At 65.0% G+C, this 16970-nt stretch carries 16 protein-coding genes and 1 pseudogene; 8 read left to right on the top strand and 9 right to left on the bottom strand.

Annotated features, from left to right (window positions below):
• From G559_RS28945 to G559_RS0112685, 8 genes and pseudogenes are all read right to left on the bottom strand, one after another.
• Nucleotides 1–260: pseudogene (locus tag G559_RS28945) on the bottom strand (hypothetical protein); the annotation flags it as partial.
• 75 nt (nt 261–335) lie between these two features.
• Complete coding sequence (locus tag G559_RS0112655) at nt 336–1547, bottom strand: NADH:flavin oxidoreductase (protein ID WP_028628565.1); 1212 nt, start codon at nt 1545–1547, stop codon at nt 336–338.
• On the bottom strand, nt 1544–2632 hold the full coding sequence (gene ribB / locus G559_RS0112660; RefSeq protein WP_028628566.1) for a 3,4-dihydroxy-2-butanone-4-phosphate synthase: 1089 nt from the start codon (nt 2630–2632) through the stop codon (nt 1544–1546). The genes G559_RS0112655 and ribB overlap by 4 nt, the downstream gene beginning before the upstream one ends.
• A gap of 11 nt (nt 2633–2643) precedes the next feature.
• The gene (locus G559_RS0112665) at nt 2644–3570 is read right to left on the bottom strand and encodes an alpha/beta hydrolase (protein ID WP_028628567.1); all 927 of its coding nucleotides are present in this window, start codon (nt 3568–3570) and stop codon (nt 2644–2646) included.
• Between the two features lie 11 nt (nt 3571–3581).
• A complete protein-coding gene (locus G559_RS0112670) occupies nt 3582–4397 on the bottom strand; it encodes an SDR family NAD(P)-dependent oxidoreductase (RefSeq protein ID WP_028628568.1) in 816 nt (271 codons plus the stop codon).
• 87 nt (nt 4398–4484) lie between these two features.
• A complete protein-coding gene (locus tag G559_RS0112675; protein ID WP_028628569.1) occupies nt 4485–5459 on the bottom strand; it encodes an NADP-dependent oxidoreductase in 975 nt (324 codons plus the stop codon).
• A 13-nt stretch (nt 5460–5472) separates the two neighbouring features.
• Nucleotides 5473–6111: a Dabb family protein gene (locus tag G559_RS0112680; RefSeq protein ID WP_028628570.1), complete on the bottom strand. Its 639-nt coding sequence runs from the start codon at nt 6109–6111 to the stop codon at nt 5473–5475.
• A complete protein-coding gene (locus G559_RS0112685) occupies nt 6101–6433 on the bottom strand; it encodes a hypothetical protein (RefSeq protein ID WP_028628571.1) in 333 nt (110 codons plus the stop codon). Before G559_RS0112685 ends, G559_RS0112680 begins: the two co-directional genes overlap by 11 nt.
• 180 nt (nt 6434–6613) lie before the next feature.
• On the opposite strand from G559_RS0112685, the gene G559_RS0112690 reads away from it, so the two are divergent.
• The 8 genes from G559_RS0112690 (at nt 6614) to G559_RS0112725 (ending at nt 15213) form a co-directional block, all read left to right on the top strand.
• Nucleotides 6614–7660, top strand: a complete 1047-nt coding sequence (locus G559_RS0112690; protein ID WP_028628572.1) for a Rieske 2Fe-2S domain-containing protein — start codon at nt 6614–6616, stop codon at nt 7658–7660.
• A gap of 108 nt (nt 7661–7768) precedes the next feature.
• The gene (locus G559_RS0112695; protein ID WP_036997370.1) at nt 7769–8899 is read left to right on the top strand and encodes a helix-turn-helix transcriptional regulator; all 1131 of its coding nucleotides are present in this window, start codon (nt 7769–7771) and stop codon (nt 8897–8899) included.
• 230 nt (nt 8900–9129) lie between these two features.
• Nucleotides 9130–9714, top strand: a complete 585-nt coding sequence (gene nudE, locus G559_RS28950) for an ADP compounds hydrolase NudE (RefSeq protein WP_051246638.1) — start codon at nt 9130–9132, stop codon at nt 9712–9714.
• A 43-nt stretch (nt 9715–9757) separates the two neighbouring features.
• Entirely contained in the window at nt 9758–9931 is a 174-nt protein-coding gene (locus G559_RS30420; RefSeq protein WP_155945720.1) for a hypothetical protein, read from the top strand.
• A 235-nt stretch (nt 9932–10166) separates the two neighbouring features.
• Nucleotides 10167–11582: a cytochrome c oxidase accessory protein CcoG gene (gene ccoG / locus G559_RS0112710; RefSeq protein WP_028628574.1), complete on the top strand. Its 1416-nt coding sequence runs from the start codon at nt 10167–10169 to the stop codon at nt 11580–11582.
• Between the two features lie 81 nt (nt 11583–11663).
• Complete coding sequence (mapR, locus tag G559_RS0112715) at nt 11664–13085, top strand: GntR family transcriptional regulator MpaR (protein WP_028628575.1); 1422 nt, start codon at nt 11664–11666, stop codon at nt 13083–13085.
• A 303-nt stretch (nt 13086–13388) separates the two neighbouring features.
• Nucleotides 13389–13586, top strand: coding sequence for a hypothetical protein (locus G559_RS0112720; protein WP_028628576.1), 198 nt, complete (start codon nt 13389–13391; stop codon nt 13584–13586).
• Between the two features lie 154 nt (nt 13587–13740).
• The gene (locus G559_RS0112725; RefSeq protein ID WP_028628577.1) at nt 13741–15213 is read left to right on the top strand and encodes an inorganic phosphate transporter; all 1473 of its coding nucleotides are present in this window, start codon (nt 13741–13743) and stop codon (nt 15211–15213) included.
• Nucleotides 15214–15430: 217 nt separating this feature from the next.
• On the opposite strand, the gene G559_RS0112730 is transcribed toward G559_RS0112725, so the two are convergent.
• Nucleotides 15431–16921 (bottom strand): helicase HerA-like domain-containing protein, encoded by a 1491-nt coding sequence (locus G559_RS0112730; RefSeq protein ID WP_028628578.1) that lies wholly within the window; start codon nt 16919–16921, stop codon nt 15431–15433.
• Nucleotides 16922–16970 lie beyond the last annotated feature (49 nt).

Below are 16970 nucleotides of genomic sequence, written 5' to 3' on the forward strand. Positions count from 1 at the left end.
AGCCAGAAACCATCCTGGCCCGCTTCATACACCACGACCACTCTGGCGGACGCCGGCAACGCCCAGAGCGCGCGCGTCTCCGCGATCGTTTGCACCACCTGCTCCAGGCGCGCCAGGGGCTGCGGTGCGTCGACTGTCTTCAGCCGGGGGTTGCGCCGGGCATCGCTCAGCGCCACTTTCCAACTGGCCTTGGCCAACTCCAGCGCCACTGCCAGGACCGGTTCATTCGCACTATGCTGTTCAACGTAGGCCGTTCGCATGTCGATTCCTCCTCTGGGCCAAACCTTCTATCCCCCGGATTAAGAATCGGCGTGCGGGCGGCCTTTGCATAGGATCTACCGGAAGACCGCCGGCTGGTTAAGCACACAACGAATCCCACCTGGGAGTCCCATGCTGGCCACGCACTGGTTGCAGTGGGTGCAGGCACTGCGCCAGGTCGAGCCTTGATGCTGCAGGTGCTGCAGCAGGTGCGGGTCATTGAGCAAGGCGCGCCCGAGGGCAAGAAAGTCGAAGCCTTCCTCCACCGCCCGCGCCATGCCTTCGCCGCTGGCCACGCCGCCGAGGTACACCAGCGGCATGCTCACGGCGCGCCGCATCTGCCGGGCCAATTCGAGGAAGTACAGCTCCTCGAAGGGCAGGTCGGGGAAGCTGGCGCCGCCAAACCACTTCATGGCGGTGCGCTGCAGCGGGTTCCTCTCCAGCGGCACCATCTGCGCCAACGGGCTCGCGCCCCGGAAGAGGAACATCGGCGTGCGGCTGACCAGCCCACCGCTCATGACGATGGCGTCCAGCCCCGCCTCTTCCAGCAGGCGCGCGGCCTGGCAGGCTTCTTCGATCTGCAGGCCACCGGCAAAGCCATCGCTGAGATTGAGCTTGGCCAGAATCGGGAAATCGCGTCCCACCGCACCCCGCACCGCCGCCAGCACCTGCAGTGGCAGGCGCATGCGGTTCTCCAGCACGCCGCCGTAGGAATCGCGACGCTTGTTCAGGGCCGGCGAGATGAACTGGCTGAGCAGGTAGCCATGACCCATGTGGATTTCGATGGCATCGAAGCCCGCGTCGCGGACAAGGCTGGCTGCCGCAGCGTACTCAGCGACCGTGCGGCCGATGTCGGCGATGCTCATGGCACCGCCGAATGGAATGCCGGAGAACAGGCCGTACTGGTTGATGCAGGCGCTGGGACCACGCGGCCGTGGAATATTGAGCGGACGATTGCGGCTGAAGTAGCCGCAGTGGGCGAGCTGGGCGGATAGGGCGCCCCCCTCGGCATGCACCGCCGACGTCAGGCGCTGCAGCTGCGGGAAGATGCCGGCGTGCATCCACATCTGGTCGGGAAAGGTCAGGCCGTCGGGCGAAACGCCGCAGTAGGCAACGGTGGTCAGACCGACGCCGCCGCGAGCCATGGTCGCGTGATGCTCGACCAGGTCGTCGCCGGGAACCCCGCCGGGGCACATGCCTTCGAAAGTGGCCGTCTTGATCAGTCGATTACGCAACTGAAGGCCGGCCAGGCGAGCCGGCTGCAGCAGGCTGTCGAGGTTCGGGTTCATGCCTGCTCCCGATCGAAGGGGACGAATTCGGCGACTTCCAGCTCGAAGCCGGACACCGCCTTGTAGTTCACCGGGAAGCTCAGCAGGCGCATCTTGCGAACGCCAACGTCCCGCAGGATCTGCGCGCCGATCCCCAGCGTGCGCTGCGGAAAGCTTGGCGGGCGAGGCTTGTGCGCGCCCTGCTGGAGCTGTTCGATCAAGGCGGCCGGCGTTTCCTGCTGGGCCAGCAGCACCACGACGCCGGCGCCTTCCTGCGCCACCTTCGCCAGGGAACGGTCGAGGTTCCACTGGTCGGGATGGCTGTCCAACAGGTCGCGCAGGGTTTCCGCAGCCTGCACCCGCACCAGTGTCGGCCGGTCGCGGCGGACATCGCCACGTACCAGGGCCAGGTGCAATTGCCCCTGGTAGTCGTCCAGGTAGGTGACAACGCGGAACTCGCCGTGACGGGTCTGGATCGGGTACTCGCCCGAACGGCGGATGGTGCCCTCGTGGAGGATGCGGTAGTGGATCAGGTCAGCGACGCTACCCAGCGGCAGACCGTGCCGTTGCGCAAAGTCGCGCAGGGCCTGGCCGCGTGCGGGTTCGCCGTCTTCGTCGAGGATGCCGACCAATACCGCGGCGGGCATCAGTCCGGCCAGGCGTGCCAGGTCGCAGGCGGCCTCGACATGGCCGGCGCGCTGCATCACCCCGCCGGGTTGCGCACGCAGGGGAAAGATGTGGCCGGGCTGTACCAGGTCGGTCGCGGTGCTGGTCGGGTCGACGGCCACTGCGATGGTGTGGGCGCGGTCGGCCGCGGAGATGCCGGTGGAAACCCCGCTGCGGGCTTCGATGGAGAGGGTGAAGCCCATGCCGTGACGGGCCCGCGAGTTGGGCACCATGAGTTCCAGGCCGAGGGCCTGGCAGCGCTCTTCGGTCAGGGCCAGGCAAATCAGCCCGCGTGCCTCGCGGGCCATGAAGTTGACGGCGGCGGCATCGGCGCGACCGGCAGCGATCACCAGCGAACCTTCGCCATCCCCCTCGTCGTCGGTGACCACCAGCATGGTGCCGTTGGCCATGGCCTCGATCAGTCGTTGCGGGCTGTCCATGGCGTGCCCCTTCAGTTCAGCGCGTGGCGCAGGTCGGCGGCGGCGGATTCCAGCACGGCCTGGGCGCCGGAGACGAACGCAGCCATGCTGATGAAGCCGTGGATCATGCCCGCGCAACGCTCCAGCCGGGTCTTCACGCCCGCCTGTTCGAGGCGTCGGGCGAAGGCCTCGCCCTCATCGCGCAGCGGGTCGTACTCGGCACTGAACACGGTGGTCGGCGGCAGACCCGCCAGCTCCTCGGCACGCAGCGGCGAGGCCAGGGCATCGTCGCCCTGCTCCGCGCGTGGCAGGTACTGCCGCCAGAACCATTGCATCTGCTCGCGGGTGAGGAAGTAGCCTTCGGCGAACTCGTGCTGGGAGGCGCTCTCGCAACGGGCGTCGGTGGCCGGGTAGAACAGGCACTGCGAGGCGATGCGCGGGCCCTTGCGGATCTGCGCCAGGCGGCTCACGGCGATGGCCAGGTTGGCCCCGGCGCTGTCACCGGCAAGGGCCAGGCGGCTGGCGTCGAAGCCCAGTTCACGGGCCCTCTCCACCAGGTCACAGGTGGCGCGGTAGCAATCATGCGGGGCGGCCGGGAAGCGATGCTCCGGGGCCAGCCGGTAGCCCACCGAGACCACCACGGCACCGGTCAGGCGGGCCAGGCTGCGGCAGAGGTTGTCGTGGGTATCGAGATTGCCGATGACGAAGCCGCCGCCGTGGAAGAACACCAGCAGGGGCAGGTCATCACGGTCTTCCGGGCGATAGAGGCGCGCGTCCAGCTCGCCCTCGGCGCCGGCCAGGCGCAGGTTGCGCACCTCGAACAGGCGTTCGCCGGGCATGGGCGGCATCAGGTTGTCGGAGAACTGGCGGTACTGAACCGGGTCGAGTTGGCTGTAGTCCGGCTGTGGCATGCCGCTGAATTGCTGGAGCACGGCGGCGATCTGGGGGTCGAGGGACATGCTGGATATCCTTAGGCGTCGGCCATCTGGAAGACCGGGTTGGTCTCGTCGAGGATGCTGGACAAGCGCCGTTCCAGCGCCGGTTTGAAGTTCTTGTGGGGCAGCAGCCAGAAGCGCCCGGCCTCCAGGCCGGCAAACACTTCGCGGGCCAGTTCGCGCGGGTCCATGCCCTGGCGGATGCTACTGTCGAGCAGGTCGTCGAGCTGTTGCGTGGCGGCGCCGCCAGCCTCGTTGGAGGCCATGATGTCGCTGGCCACCGGCCCCGGGCAGAGCACGGCCACCGCCACCTGAGACTGGAGCATGGCCAGTTCGTAGTGCAGGGTCTCGGAGAGCGCCACCACCGCCTGCTTGCTGACGGTGTAGGGGCCGAGCATGGGGCTGCAGATCAGCCCGGCGAGGGACGCGGTGTTGACCACCCGGGCCGGGCGCTGCTGGCCGAGCAACAGCGGCACGAAACTGCGGACGCCGTTGATCACGCCGCCCAGGTTGATGGCCAGCAGACGCTGCCACTGGGCGCTGTCGATTTGCCAACTGAAGCCGGTCTGCATCACGCCGGCGTTGTTGAACAGCAGATCGACGCCGCCAAAGCGCTGCACGGCGAGATCGCGCAGGGCATCCACCTGCTGCGAGTCACCAACGTCGACCACCAGGCTGGCGACCTCCACGCCCTGCCCTTGCAGCGTTTCGGCCAGGGCCGTCAGGCGTTCACCGCTCACGTCGCTCAACACCAGGCGCAGGCCACGCGCGCCCGCTTCCTCCGCCAGACCGCGGCCAATGCCACCGGCCGCTCCGGTGATCACCGCCACCTGGCCCCGTTCGATTCGCATGGCTGATTCCCCTTCCTATTGTTGTAGTGCTCGCCAGTAGAGCCGCTTCGGCCCGGCCGGCCATCGTCCGTGCGGACGAGGGCAGGGTCAGCCGACGACCTGCAGCACCTGCTTGCGCCGCGCCCGCCCCTGCTGTAGACGTTCGTGGGCACCGGCCACCTCGGCCAGGGGCAACAGGTCGATGGCCGGCGGACGCACCCGCCCGGCAGCCAGCAGGCTGGCGATGCGCCCCAGCAGTTCGCCGCTGGGCATGCGGCTGTAGGCCATTGCCGTGCGCAGCCCACGCTGAGCCGCCGTGGCGTGGTCGGGGCCGGCATCCCCCGGCGCCAGGGTGAGGATGGCGACCAGGATGCCGCCCGGCCGCAACAGGTCGAGGCCATTGGGCAGGCTGCCCCCGCCGATGCAATCGAGCACCAGGTCAACGCCATCCGGCGCCCATTGGCGCAGGGTCTTGTGGATATCTCCGGCGCGGTAGTCGATGGTGCATTCGGCACCCTGGGCTCGCGCCTGGCTGGCACTGTCCGCGCCGCAGGTGGTAGCGATGCGCGCTCCGGCGCAGCGGGCGAACTGGATGGCAAAACCGCCCACCGCGCTGCCGCCGCCGTGGATCAGTACAGTCTGCCCGGGGACCAGGCCACCTTCGTCGAACAGGCCGGTCCAGGCTGCCAGGGCCGGGGTGGGAACGGCCGCTGCGGCGGCGAAATCGAGGTTGTCCGGCATGGGCACCAGCGCGGCACGGGACACGCAGGCGTACTCGGCGTAGGAGCCCCACTTGCCGGCGCCGACATCGCTCTGGGCGAACACGCGGATGCCGAGGGGCAGGTCGTTGACGCCCTCGCCCAGGGCTTCGACCGTGCCGGCCAGATCGAAGCCGAGCACGAAGGGGAAGCGGTAGGTGAGGAAGGCGCCGAGGTAGCCCTCGCGGCATTTCCAGTCCGCCGGATTGACCCCGGCACAGACCACCCGGACCAGGACTTCGCCGGGGCCGGGTTGGGGGCGGTCGACTTCTTTCAGTTGCATAACCTCGGCTCCGCCGAGGCGTTCGATGACCACTGCGCGCATGCGAGTCTCCCGGTCAGTTGTCTGGGTTTGAGGCGGCCCGGCCGAGCAGGCTGGTCTGCAAGGGGCAGAAGGCATGGGCGATGGCGTCCACCGTCCAGTCCGGGCAGTCGGGGTCGAACCAGCGGTCCACCCAGGCCCAGTGATAGGGGTGAATGAGGTACTCGCCCAGCAGGTCGTCGACACAGGCGAATTCCTGCTGCCAGACATGGGTCCAGTGCCCCGGCGTCGAGACCCGGGCCAGCTGCCAGTTGCGGATGCCACCGATGTAGTCCGGCATCCGCAGCAGGTCCTGCTCCAGGGCCGCGCGCTGCTCGACCGTGGCCTGCGGGCGAACCCGCAGTAGCAAGGTGCGCCAGATGCCGCCCGCCAGCCCCGGCTCGCGCAAGCCACCGCCAATGCGCCGGTAGGCCACGCGCTCGACGCTGGCGATGCCGGGTAGCTGGCCGAGCCGGTCATCCAGGTTCGCGGGCGCCGCATCGGCAAACAGCAAGTCGAGGGTGCAATCGGCGGCCCCCCAACTGCCGGGCAGGTTGCGGCCAAAACCGAAATGCAGCAGACCGGGCAAGGCCTGGAGGCGCTCACGCAATCGGACTTCGAACTCCACGGGGTCAACGCCGCCGAACAGGTTCAGCTGCAGCGATTCACGCGACATCGGGAGCCTCCAGGGGTTGGCCCGCCGATCCGAGCACATGGCGGCGACGGCAACTGCCGCCCTCTTCCACCAGGTCCCAGAAGTCACGTACCTCGGCGCCTGCGGCGCTGCGCATGGCGTAGTAAGCCGGGACATCGGCCACGCGCCAGAGCAGCCAGAGGGTGTTGGGCTGCCCCGGCACCACGACCGGCGGCGACACCCAGCGCTGTTCCAGGGTCAGGCCCCGGCCGGCGCAGGCCGGCAGGTAGAGCCTGTCCAGCGCCTCCAGCACCTGGGCGATGCGCCCGGCGACGAGCGGAATCTCATCGAGTATGTGGATCACCTTCGGGCGCTCCTGATTGTTGTTCTGCCGCGCAGTAAAACCGGGGGACAGTCCGGGGCCATCGTCCGATCAGACGATGCCGGGAATTGCTGGCACCGCAGAATCCGGTCAGTGCATGTGCTGCAGCGACTCTCAGAAGCCGGATGCAGCCCACGAGAACCCTGATGGGAGAACAAGAAGATGAGTACCCTGCACCGAATCGAAACCAAGCAACTGGAACCGCGTTTCGCCCGTGGCTGGCATTGCCTGGGGCTGGCCGGGCAGTACCGCGACGGCAAGGCCCACCGCCTGGATGTTTTCGGCACCCGCCTGGTGGCCTTCGCCGGGGAGGATGGGCAGATCCGCATCCTTGATGGTTACTGCCCGCACATGGGCGCCGACCTGAGCCAGGGCTGCGTCGAAGGCGATGCCATTCGCTGCCCTTTCCATGAATGGCGCTGGCGCGCCGACGGCGTGTGCGACGACATTCCCTACGCCAAGCGCATTCCCCCCCGCGCGAAAATCAAGTCGTGGCCGGTCCTGGAGCAGAACCAGCTTCTGTTCGTCTGGAACGACCCGGAGGGCAACCCGCCGATTGCCGAACAGGCCATTCCCCGAATCGATGAATGCTTCAGCGACGAATGGGCCGACTGGGAAGTGGCCGAACTGAAGATCGACACCAACTGCCGTGAACTGATCGACAACGTGTCCGATATGGCGCACTTCGATTCCGTCCACGGCACCGACCTCAACCACTTCAGCAACACCTTCGAAGGCCACAAAGCGGTGCAGGTGATGCGCGGCAGCAGTGCCCGGTTGTCGGGCGACAGTGAGCTGACCACGGTCGCCACCTACTACGGCCCGGCCTACCAGATCACCGAGATGACCGGCGCAATGGACGGCGTGCTGATCCACTCCATCCTGCTCAACTGCCACGTGCCCATCGACCTGAACAGCTTCACGCTGCGCTACGGCGTGCTGGTGAAGAAGGTTCCAGGCCTGACCGAAGAGCAGAACCGCGAGATGGCCAAGGCATACGTGAAACAGGCACAGGACGCCTTCTACGAGGACGTGGCCATCTGGCACAGCAAGACCCGCGTGGACAACCCGCTGCTGTGCGACGGCGATGGCCCGGTCTACCAGCTGCGCAAGTGGTACGACCAGTTCTACACCGATGTCGCCGAGCTGCCCGCCAGCATCAAGGAGCCACGCTCCTTCGTCGTACTGGATGAAACCGAAACCGCCTGAGTCCGGACTGGGCCGATCGTCTCCCGATCAACGGGGGACGATCCAGCTTGATGAACCATCCCATAAGCCGGTAAGAAGCTCCCTACAAAAATAAGAAGCGGTTCAGATATGGCACACACTCTCTTGCTCGACGAATTCAGTGAGATGCTCGGCAACCTCTATCAGGGGCCCTTGGAAGACGTCCCGTGGGCGACCTTCCTCAATCAACTGAACCTGTATCTGCACAGCAAGTACGTCACCTTCATCCTGCGCCCTCCAAGCGAACATGCCGAAGGCCTGATGGTGAACACCACCGGCAGCTCCTCGGAAGTGACGGCCTCCTATAACAAGCACTTCTTCGCCCTCGATCCTTTCGTCGACCTGCCCAACCGCCAGGTAGTCACCAGTGGCGAGTTCCTCTCGCGGCAGGAGTGGGTGGAGTCGGAGTTCTACAAGAGCTTCCTGGAACCCGTCGGGGTGTTTCACATCCTCGGTGCCGACATCCGCACCTGCGACGGCGCCCAGTGCCGCATCCGCATCAGTCGCGGCCCGGAGGAGCCTGACTTCACCGACGACGACAAGGCCCTGGTTGCGCGGTTCATTCCGCACCTGGAACGCTCGATCAAGATTCATATGCAGCTCAACCGCATCGAGACCGAGCGCAATCTCTACGCCGGCGCCGTGGACCAGTTGGCAGTCGGCACCATCATCCTCGACGAAGACGGCAAGGTGCTGCAGACCAACCGCGTTGCCGAGCGCCTGCTGCATGACAAGGACGGCCTCAAGCTGATAAATGACGGCCTGCAGGTGGGCAACCCGCGCGACACGCAGGAGTTCCGCCGGCTGGTGAAGCAGGCCCTGCAGTCCCAGAAGAACAACCTGCCTTCAGTGGTGGAGGCGCTGCGGGTCCAGCGGCCGTCGGGCAAGACGGACTTGGGCATCATCGTGCGTTCAGTACCGCTGTCGGCCTGGAACGAGGGCAAGCAGTGTCCCTCGGTGGTGATCTTCATCAGCGACCCGGAGCAGGAGTCCAGCGCGCCCCAGGAGATCGTCAAGGCGCTGTTCGACCTGACCCCGGCGGAGGCGCAACTGGCCATGCTTCTGGCCAACGGTCTGACCCTGGATGAAGCCTCCGACGCCCTCGGCATCAGCCGCAACACGGCGCGGGCGCACCTGCGCTCGACCTTCTCCAAGACCGGGGTCACGCGGCAGACCATGCTGGTGCGGTTGATTTTGCGAAGTGTGGCAACACTGGGCTGAGCCCGTCGACACCGGGTGGAAATCCGTCCTGGGATTTCCACCGATTCGAAGCCGGGCCCCTACCGCGAGTCGGGTGATGGGGACTTCTCCGTTGCGCCAACGGGTGGACAGAACACGTTGCCCACCCTGAGGGACGGCCTCGCCGACCCTCTCGGTGCTAGTCCATCCAGACGATGCCCCAACACCTAATGCGCGCGACGCTCTGCCTGGACACGACACGGGAGCCCGCCATGCGCAGCTTGCCCACCATCCTGAAGACCGAACTCCTGGCCAAGAGCGACTGGTTCCAGATCGAAGCTCTGCACCTTGAATTCAGCAACGGCCAGCAGCGGGTCTATGAGCGCCTGCGTGGCTCCGACTACCAGTCGGTGATCGTGGTGGCACAACCCGATCCCGACCATGTCCTGCTGGTGCGCGAGTACGCAGTAGGGGTCGAGCAACGGGTCCTGGGTCTGCCCAAGGGCGGCGTCGAAGGCGACGAAAGCCCGGTGCAGGCCGCCACTCGCGAACTCATGGAGGAGGTCGGCCTGCGTGCCAACCGCGTGCAGGAACTGGGCTTGCTGACCCTGGCTCCCGGCCACCTGTGCCATAGCTGCCGCGTGGTATTGGCCGAAGACCTCCAGCCCTGTACAGCCGAGGGTGATGAACCGGAACCCCTGGAGGTCGTGCGCGTACCCGTATCGAAGCTGCCGGCCCTGGTGGCCTCGGGAGAGCTGCAGGAAGCACGCGCCATTGCTGCGCTGTTCATGGCACTTAGTCGGCCAATCCGACATCTAGTCCATTCGGACGAGGCGGCCTGTCGCAGCGGTTCCTAGTCTTGCCCCAAACAACATGTCCCTCCTGTGTAGAGGAATGACCATGAAAACAAGAAAAAAGCTGTACCTCGCCCTTGTCCTCTGCGCCTTCGGCGCTGCCTACACCGCCATGATCATGCGTCCTCTGCCACCGACGCTGGCTGCCACGCAGTACTGCCCGCCCGCGTACCCCAGCTGTTTCATGCCAGTCCCAACCATTGGAACGATGCTGCCCTGAACAGGCCCCGTCAGCTCTGAGCCACACTGGGCGGCCAACCCGCTCGACGCCCCGCGACCGGATGCCGCACAGCTGCCACGGATTCTGCCGTCAGGCGCCCAATCCATGCACCTTGCGGCCTGGCGCCCTGTTCCGAATCATCTGATATGGTTTTTACCGGCTGATCTGAATCTGTTTTACCCATCAGTGCCTTCCTATAGTCCGTCTCGCCGTAACAGCCTGATGGGCACTGATCATGAGCGAGAGAATCCCGGCGCAGGTCATTGAGGTAGCTCCCTCCCTGCCGCCCGCAGCAAGCAAACCCCTTTCCGCCTCCAACGGACCTGTCCACACCCGCCGCTTCACCGGTTTCTACCGCGACCTGCGCCGCCTTGGCGCGGGGCTCCTGTGCCTGCTGTTCTTCGGCACGCTCTGGCTCGACTGGGATGGCCGCCAAGCGGTGCTCTGGAGCCTGGAGCAAAGCAAGTTCTTCATCTTCGGCGCCACCTTCTGGCCCCAGGACTTCATTCTGCTGTCGGGGCTATTGATCATCTGCGCCTTCGGCCTGTTCTTCATCACGGTGTTCGCCGGTCGCGTCTGGTGCGGCTACACCTGCCCGCAGAGCGTCTGGACCTGGATCTTCATGTGGTGCGAGCAGGTCACCGAGGGTGACCGCAACCAGCGCATCAAGTTGTCCGCCGCGCCCTGGAGCCTCAACAAGTTCCTGCGGCGCACGGTCAAGCACAGCCTCTGGCTGGTGATCAGCCTGGCCACGGCCATCACCTTCGTCGGCTACTTCACCCCGGTGCGCGAGCTGGTGGCCAACCTGGTCACCTGGGAGATTGGCGGCACCGCACTGTTCTGGGTGATCTTCTTCACCGCCGCCACCTATATAAATGCAGGCTGGATGCGCGAGCAGGTGTGCATCCATATGTGCCCTTACGCCCGCTTCCAGAGCGTGATGTTCGACAAGGACACGCTGATCGTCTCCTACGACGCCACCCGCGGCGAATCCCGCGGCCCACGCAAGAAGGGTAGTGACCCGAAGGCCAAGGGCCTGGGCGACTGCATCGACTGCCAGATGTGTGTACAGGTCTGCCCCACCGGCATCGACATCCGCGATGGACTGCAGATCGCCTGCATCGGTTGCGCAGCCTGCATCGATGCCTGCGACTCGATCATGGAACACATGGGGTATGCCCGTGGCCTGGTGGGATACAGCTCGGAACGCGCGCTGGAAGGTGGCAAGACCCGGCTGCTGCGCCCGCGCCTGATCGGCTATGCCGTCGCCTTGCTGCTGATGATCGTCGCCCTGGCCTGGATGGGCGCGACCCGTTCGCAGCTGTCGGTGGATGTGATCAAGGACCGTGGCATGTTCCGCGAAAACGCCGCCGGCGAGATCGAGAACATCTACAACCTCAAGCTGATCAACAAGACTCAGCGAGAACAGCGTTATGTGGTGGAACTTGAAGAGGTCCCGGGCTTCCGCCTGCAGGGCGAGCACGAGGTGAACATCGGCGCAGGCGAGATCGTGTCGCTGCCAGTCTCGGTGGCACTGACCGACGACAGCGGCCCCGCCGGCTCGCGTCCACTGCGTTTCGTGGTGCGCAGCCTGGATGAACCGGGCACCGTGACCAGCGCCAGCAGCACCTTCGTCAGTCCGAGGCGCTGACGCATGGCCCGGGATCATGGCGGCGAACGCGTCGAGCGCTTAGAGTTGGGCACCAACTGGCCGCTGCCCAACCAGGAAAAGATGAAGCGCTACGAGAAATTCGCTGACGACATCGCCGAACTGATCCGCACCGGAGTCCTGGCCCCTGGGCAGAAAGTACCCTCGGTGCGCCACGCCAGCCGCACCTACGGTGTGAGCGCATCCACGGTATTCCAGGCCTACTACTTGCTGGAAAGCCGCGGGCTGATCATGGCCCGCGCGCGCTCCGGCTACTTCGTCTGCGAACACGTGCGCCGACCGCTGCCGGAGCCGCAGCCAGGCCCACGGGAGGCGGCGACCACGGAAGTGGACGTCAGCGAACTGGTGTTTTCGGTCCTGAGTTCCATCAAGGACCCGGACACGGTGCCCTTCGGTTCGGCCTTCCCCAGCCCAGAGCTATTCCCCCTGCAGCGCCTGGCCCGCTCCATGGCCCACGCGGTTCGCGAGATGGACCCACGCTCCACAGTGGCCGATATGACGCCGGGTAATCATGCCCTGCGCCGACAGATCGCCCTGCGCTACATGGTCGGCGGCCTTCCGCTGCCCATCGAGGAACTGGTGATCTGCAATGGGGCGCTGGAAGCACTCAATCTCTGCCTGCAGGTCGTGGCCCGCCCTGGCGACCTGGTGGCCATTGAGGCACCGGCCTTCTATGCCAGCCTGCAGGTGCTGGAGCGGTTGAAGCTCAAAGCCGTGGAAATCCCCGTGCACCCGCGCGACGGTATCGACCTTCAAGTGCTGGAGGACAGCCTTGAGCGGCTACCAATCAAGGCCTGCTGGTTCATGAGCAACTTCCAGAACCCGCTGGGGGCAAGTCTCTCCGAAGAGAAGAAGCGCCAGCTGGCGGCCCTGCTCGCCAAGCACCAGGTGCCGATGATCGAGGACGATGTCTACGCCGAGCTGTACTTCGGCCAGCAGGCGCCCAAACCGGTGAAGGCGTTCGACACCGAAGGCCTGGTGATGCACTGCAGCTCATTTTCCAAGAGCCTGGCGCCCGGCTACCGGGTTGGCTGGGTGTCCGGTGGGCGATTCGCCGGGCAGATAGAACGGCTGAAGCTGATGACCAGCATCTCCGCCTCGGTGCCGGCCCAGGCGGCCATCGCCGACTACCTGCAACACGGCGGCTACGACCGTCACCTGCGCAAGTTGCGCTACGCCCTGGAAAGCCAGCGCAACGCCATGCTGGCCGCAGTGGCCCGACACTTCCCCGAAGAAACCCGCGTCAGCCGGCCCGAAGGGGGCTACTTCCTCTGGCTGGAATTCCCCGAGCAGGTAGATTCTCTACGCCTGTTCCAGCTCGCCCTGGCCCAGGGCATCAGCATCGCCCCGGGGCCGATTTTTTCCGCAACACGGCGTTTCGGCCATTGCGCCCGCCTCAACTATGGTCACCCCTGGAGCAACTCCAGCGAGCAGGCGATGGAAACTCTCGGCAGGATTATCCGGTCTCTTATGGGCAATCCCTGATACCCGACGAATAGATATCCTTCACGCTCAAGGGATTCTTCTGTAATGGAGCTTTCCCGTTTGCTTGTTATACTTCCCAATGTTCGCTCCGGGCCTTCAGAGAAATCGACTTCTAATCCCGGAATAGTCGCAGGGCCTTTCCGTAGTGCGTAGGAAAGTCCACCGTAGTTGCGACAATCGAACTTTGTCCTACAAGAAGGCCGCGACGACGGCCTCGACCGGGCGACCGACGCTATGGGGGCCGAGACCTCTAGATCGCCCGTTCCACCTGAAGACCATTAATCAAAGAGACGGAAAAACCACGTGACGAAAGACGAACTGCGCGCCGAACTTGAGCGCCAGGCGCAACGTTACAAGGATGTATACGGCGGCGAGGTCACGACCTATGCCGCGCAAAGGGATCCTGAGCGCAAGCCTTGGCGCAAGAAACCCAGCCTGCTTGACAAGAGCTTCGAGAAAGAACTCGAGAAGATCGAGAAAGAGCTCAGAGAGGAACCCTGACAATTTGTCGCACCCAGTCAGCTGGGGAATCTTCCGTATAGATTTGCGACAACTTGCGTAGGGAATGCCAGGAACCGCTCGACGCCCGGGTCTGGGCGACGACCGGTTTTCTGGCATAATCGCGGCCCCTCCATGAGCCAGTCACAAAACTTTCATGTTCGATCTCTTCAGCGGGCTAGATGCCTGGCTGGTGCTGAGCCTCTGTCTCGCCCTGGCATTCGTCCTGACCTTCGAGTTCATCAACGGTTTCCATGACACCGCCAACGCGGTGGCCACTGTCATCTACACCAAGGCCATGTCGCCCTACCGGGCGGTGTTCCTCTCGGGGATCTTCAACTTCCTCGGTGTGTTGCTGGGCGGCGTCGGCGTGGCGTATGCCATCGTCCACCTGCTGCCGGTGGAACTGCTGATCAACGTCAATACCGGCCACGGCCTGGCCATGGTGTTCAGCCTGCTCACCGCCGCCATCGCCTGGAACCTGGGCACCTGGTATTTCGGTATCCCGGCTTCCAGCTCGCACACCCTGATCGGTTCGATCCTTGGCGTCGGCCTGGCCAACGCACTGCTCACCGACCTGCCCCTGGGCGAAGGTGTGAACTGGGGCAAAGCCATCGATATCGGCCTGTCGCTGATCTTCTCCCCGGCTGCTGGTTTCCTGGTCGCAGCCCTGCTGCTGCTGGGTCTGAAGTGGATGTACCCGTTATCGAAGATGCACAAGACGCCGGAAACCCGTAAGGAGCTGGACGAGAAGAAGCATCCGCCCTTCTGGAACCGCCTGGTCCTGGTGCTTTCCGCCATGGCCGTGAGCTTCGTACACGGTTCCAACGATGGCCAGAAAGGCATCGGCCTGATCATGCTGGTACTGATTGGTATCGTTCCGGCCAAGTTCGTGCTGGACCTCAATAGCACCACCTACCAGATCGAGCGTACCCGCGACGCGGCGACTCACCTGAGCCAGTTCTACCAGCGTCACACCGACACCCTTGGTGAGATGCTGGCCCTGGGCAAGAGCAATGGCAGCGAGATGCCGAAGCTCTATCGCTGCGATCCGAAGCAGACAGAGCCGACCATCAACGCCCTGCTCCAGAAGCTCAATGGCGTGGCCAACTACAACGACCTTAACGACGACACCCGCGTCGAGGTCCGCCGCTACCTGCTCTGCCTGGACGACACCGCCAAGAAGGTGGGCAAGCTCTCTGAGCTGCCGGCTCGCGAAAAGGCCGACCTGGAGAAGCTGCGCAAGGACCTGACCGCCACCACCGAGTACGCCCCGTTCTGGGTGATCCTGGCCGTGGCCTTGGCACTGGGCATCGGCACCATGGTTGGCTGGAAACGCGTGGTGCGCACCGTCGGCGAGAAGATCGGCAAGCAGGGCATGACCTATGCCCAGGGCATGAGCGCCCAGATCACCGCCGCCTGCGCCATCGGCATGGCCAACATCTACAGCCTGCCGGTGTCCACCACCCATGTGCTGTCCTCCGGCGTCGCCGGCACCATGGTTGCCAACCGCAGTGGCCTGCAAGGTGGCACGGTGCGCAATATCCTGATGGCCTGGGTGCTTACCCTGCCCACTACGATCCTGCTCTCCGCCGCGCTGTTCTGGGTGGCCATCACCTTTATCGTCTGATCAGGACGAACATGAAGAAGGGCGCCCACGGGCGCCCTTCTTCGTTTGGCTGTTGCGAGAGATTTACCATCGGGCCAAGAGCCTTGTAGGCAAGGCAGCTGCTTGCCACGCGTAGAGCAGACATAGCCCATTCATTCACCAAGGGAAGCGAAGCGGCCCCGAGTGAACCTCAGGGCAGACCTTCGACCTGCAAGTCGATTGAAATCGACTCCACCAATCAGCGGCGCTTGCTGCCACCCAACAGGGAGCCCATCAGGCCGCGAACCAATTGCCGTCCGAGCTGGTTGGCTGCCTGGCGCACCGCAGTCTTCATTGCCTGACTGGCGAAGGTTCCCAGCAGCTCGCCGGCCAGGTCACCCATGCCGGGCTGACTGGCCTGCGTCTTGCCGCCCTTGTCGGATTCAACCTCCGGACTTTGTGCCGCGCGGGCGGTGAGCATTTCATAAGCTGACTCGCGATCGATTGGCTTGTCGTAACGCCCAGCCTGGGGCGAGCCACGTACCAGCACGGCGCGCTCGCTGTCGTTCAGCGGGCCGATGCGCGACTGCGGCGGCGCAATGGCCACGCGCTGGACCATGGCCGGAGTGCCCTTCTCTTCCAGGGTGCCGACCAGCGCCTCGCCGATACCGAGTTCGGTGAGCACGGTCAGGGTGTCGAACGCAGGATTCGGGCGGAAACCATCAGCCACGGCGCGCAGGGATTTCTGCTCCTTGGCGGTGAACGCGCGTAGGCCATGCTGGATACGCAGGCCGAGCTGGGCCAGTACGTCGTCCGGCAAGTCGCTGGGCGACTGGGTGACGAAATACACGCCAACGCCCTTGGAACGAATCAACCGCACCACCTGTTCCAGGCGCTCCTGCAGGGCTTTCGGGGTATCGGCGAACAGCAAATGGGCCTCATCGAAGAACAGCGCCAACACTGGCTTGTCGGCATCACCACGCTCGGGCAACTGCTCAAAGAGCTCAGCCAGCAGCCAGAGCAGGAAAGTGGCGTAGACCTTGGGCGCCTCGTGGACCAGGCGGCTGGCATCCAGCAGGTGGATACGTCCGCGGCCATCGCGATCGGGCTGGAGGATGTCCTCCAACTGCAGCGCCGGCTCGCCGAACAGCGCTTCGGCACCCTGCTGCTCCAGGGTGGCCAGGCGTCGCAATAGAGCCTGAGCGGATGCATCGGCGAACAGGGCGCGGTCCTCACCCAGCATCTCCGGATGATCCTTGAGGTGGTTGAGCAGGGCTTTGAGGTCCTTGAGGTCGAGCAACAGCAGGCCTTCGCGGTCGGCTACCTGGAAGGCGGCATAGAGTGCGGCCTGCTGACTGTCAGTCAGCTCCAGCAGGTTGCCGAGCAGCAGCGGCCCCATTTCGCTCAGCGTGGTGCGCAGCGGATGGCCGGACTGCCCGGCGACGTCCCAAAGGGTGACCGGATACGCCTGGGGCTGGTGTCCCAACCAGGGCATCGAGGCGATGCGTTCGGCCACCTTGCCCTGAGGATTGCCGACGGCGCCGAGGCCGCAGAGGTCGCCCTTGATGTCTGCCGCGAACACGGCCACGCCGGCGTCGCTGAACACTTCGGCCAACCGCTGCAGGGTCACTGTCTTGCCGGTGCCGGTGGCGCCGGCGATGAGGCCGTGCCGGTTGGCCAACTTCATGGCCTGGGAAACGGCATTGCCCTCTGGGTCAGCGCCAAGAATCAGGGAACGTTGCTCGGGCATTTTGCCTTCCTCGGTTAAAGCTTTTATTGGTTCGCGCCGATATATAAAC

It is taken from the genome of Metapseudomonas resinovorans DSM 21078, from assembly GCF_000423545.1.
Taxonomy (GTDB): Bacteria; Pseudomonadota; Gammaproteobacteria; order Pseudomonadales; family Pseudomonadaceae; genus Metapseudomonas; species Metapseudomonas resinovorans.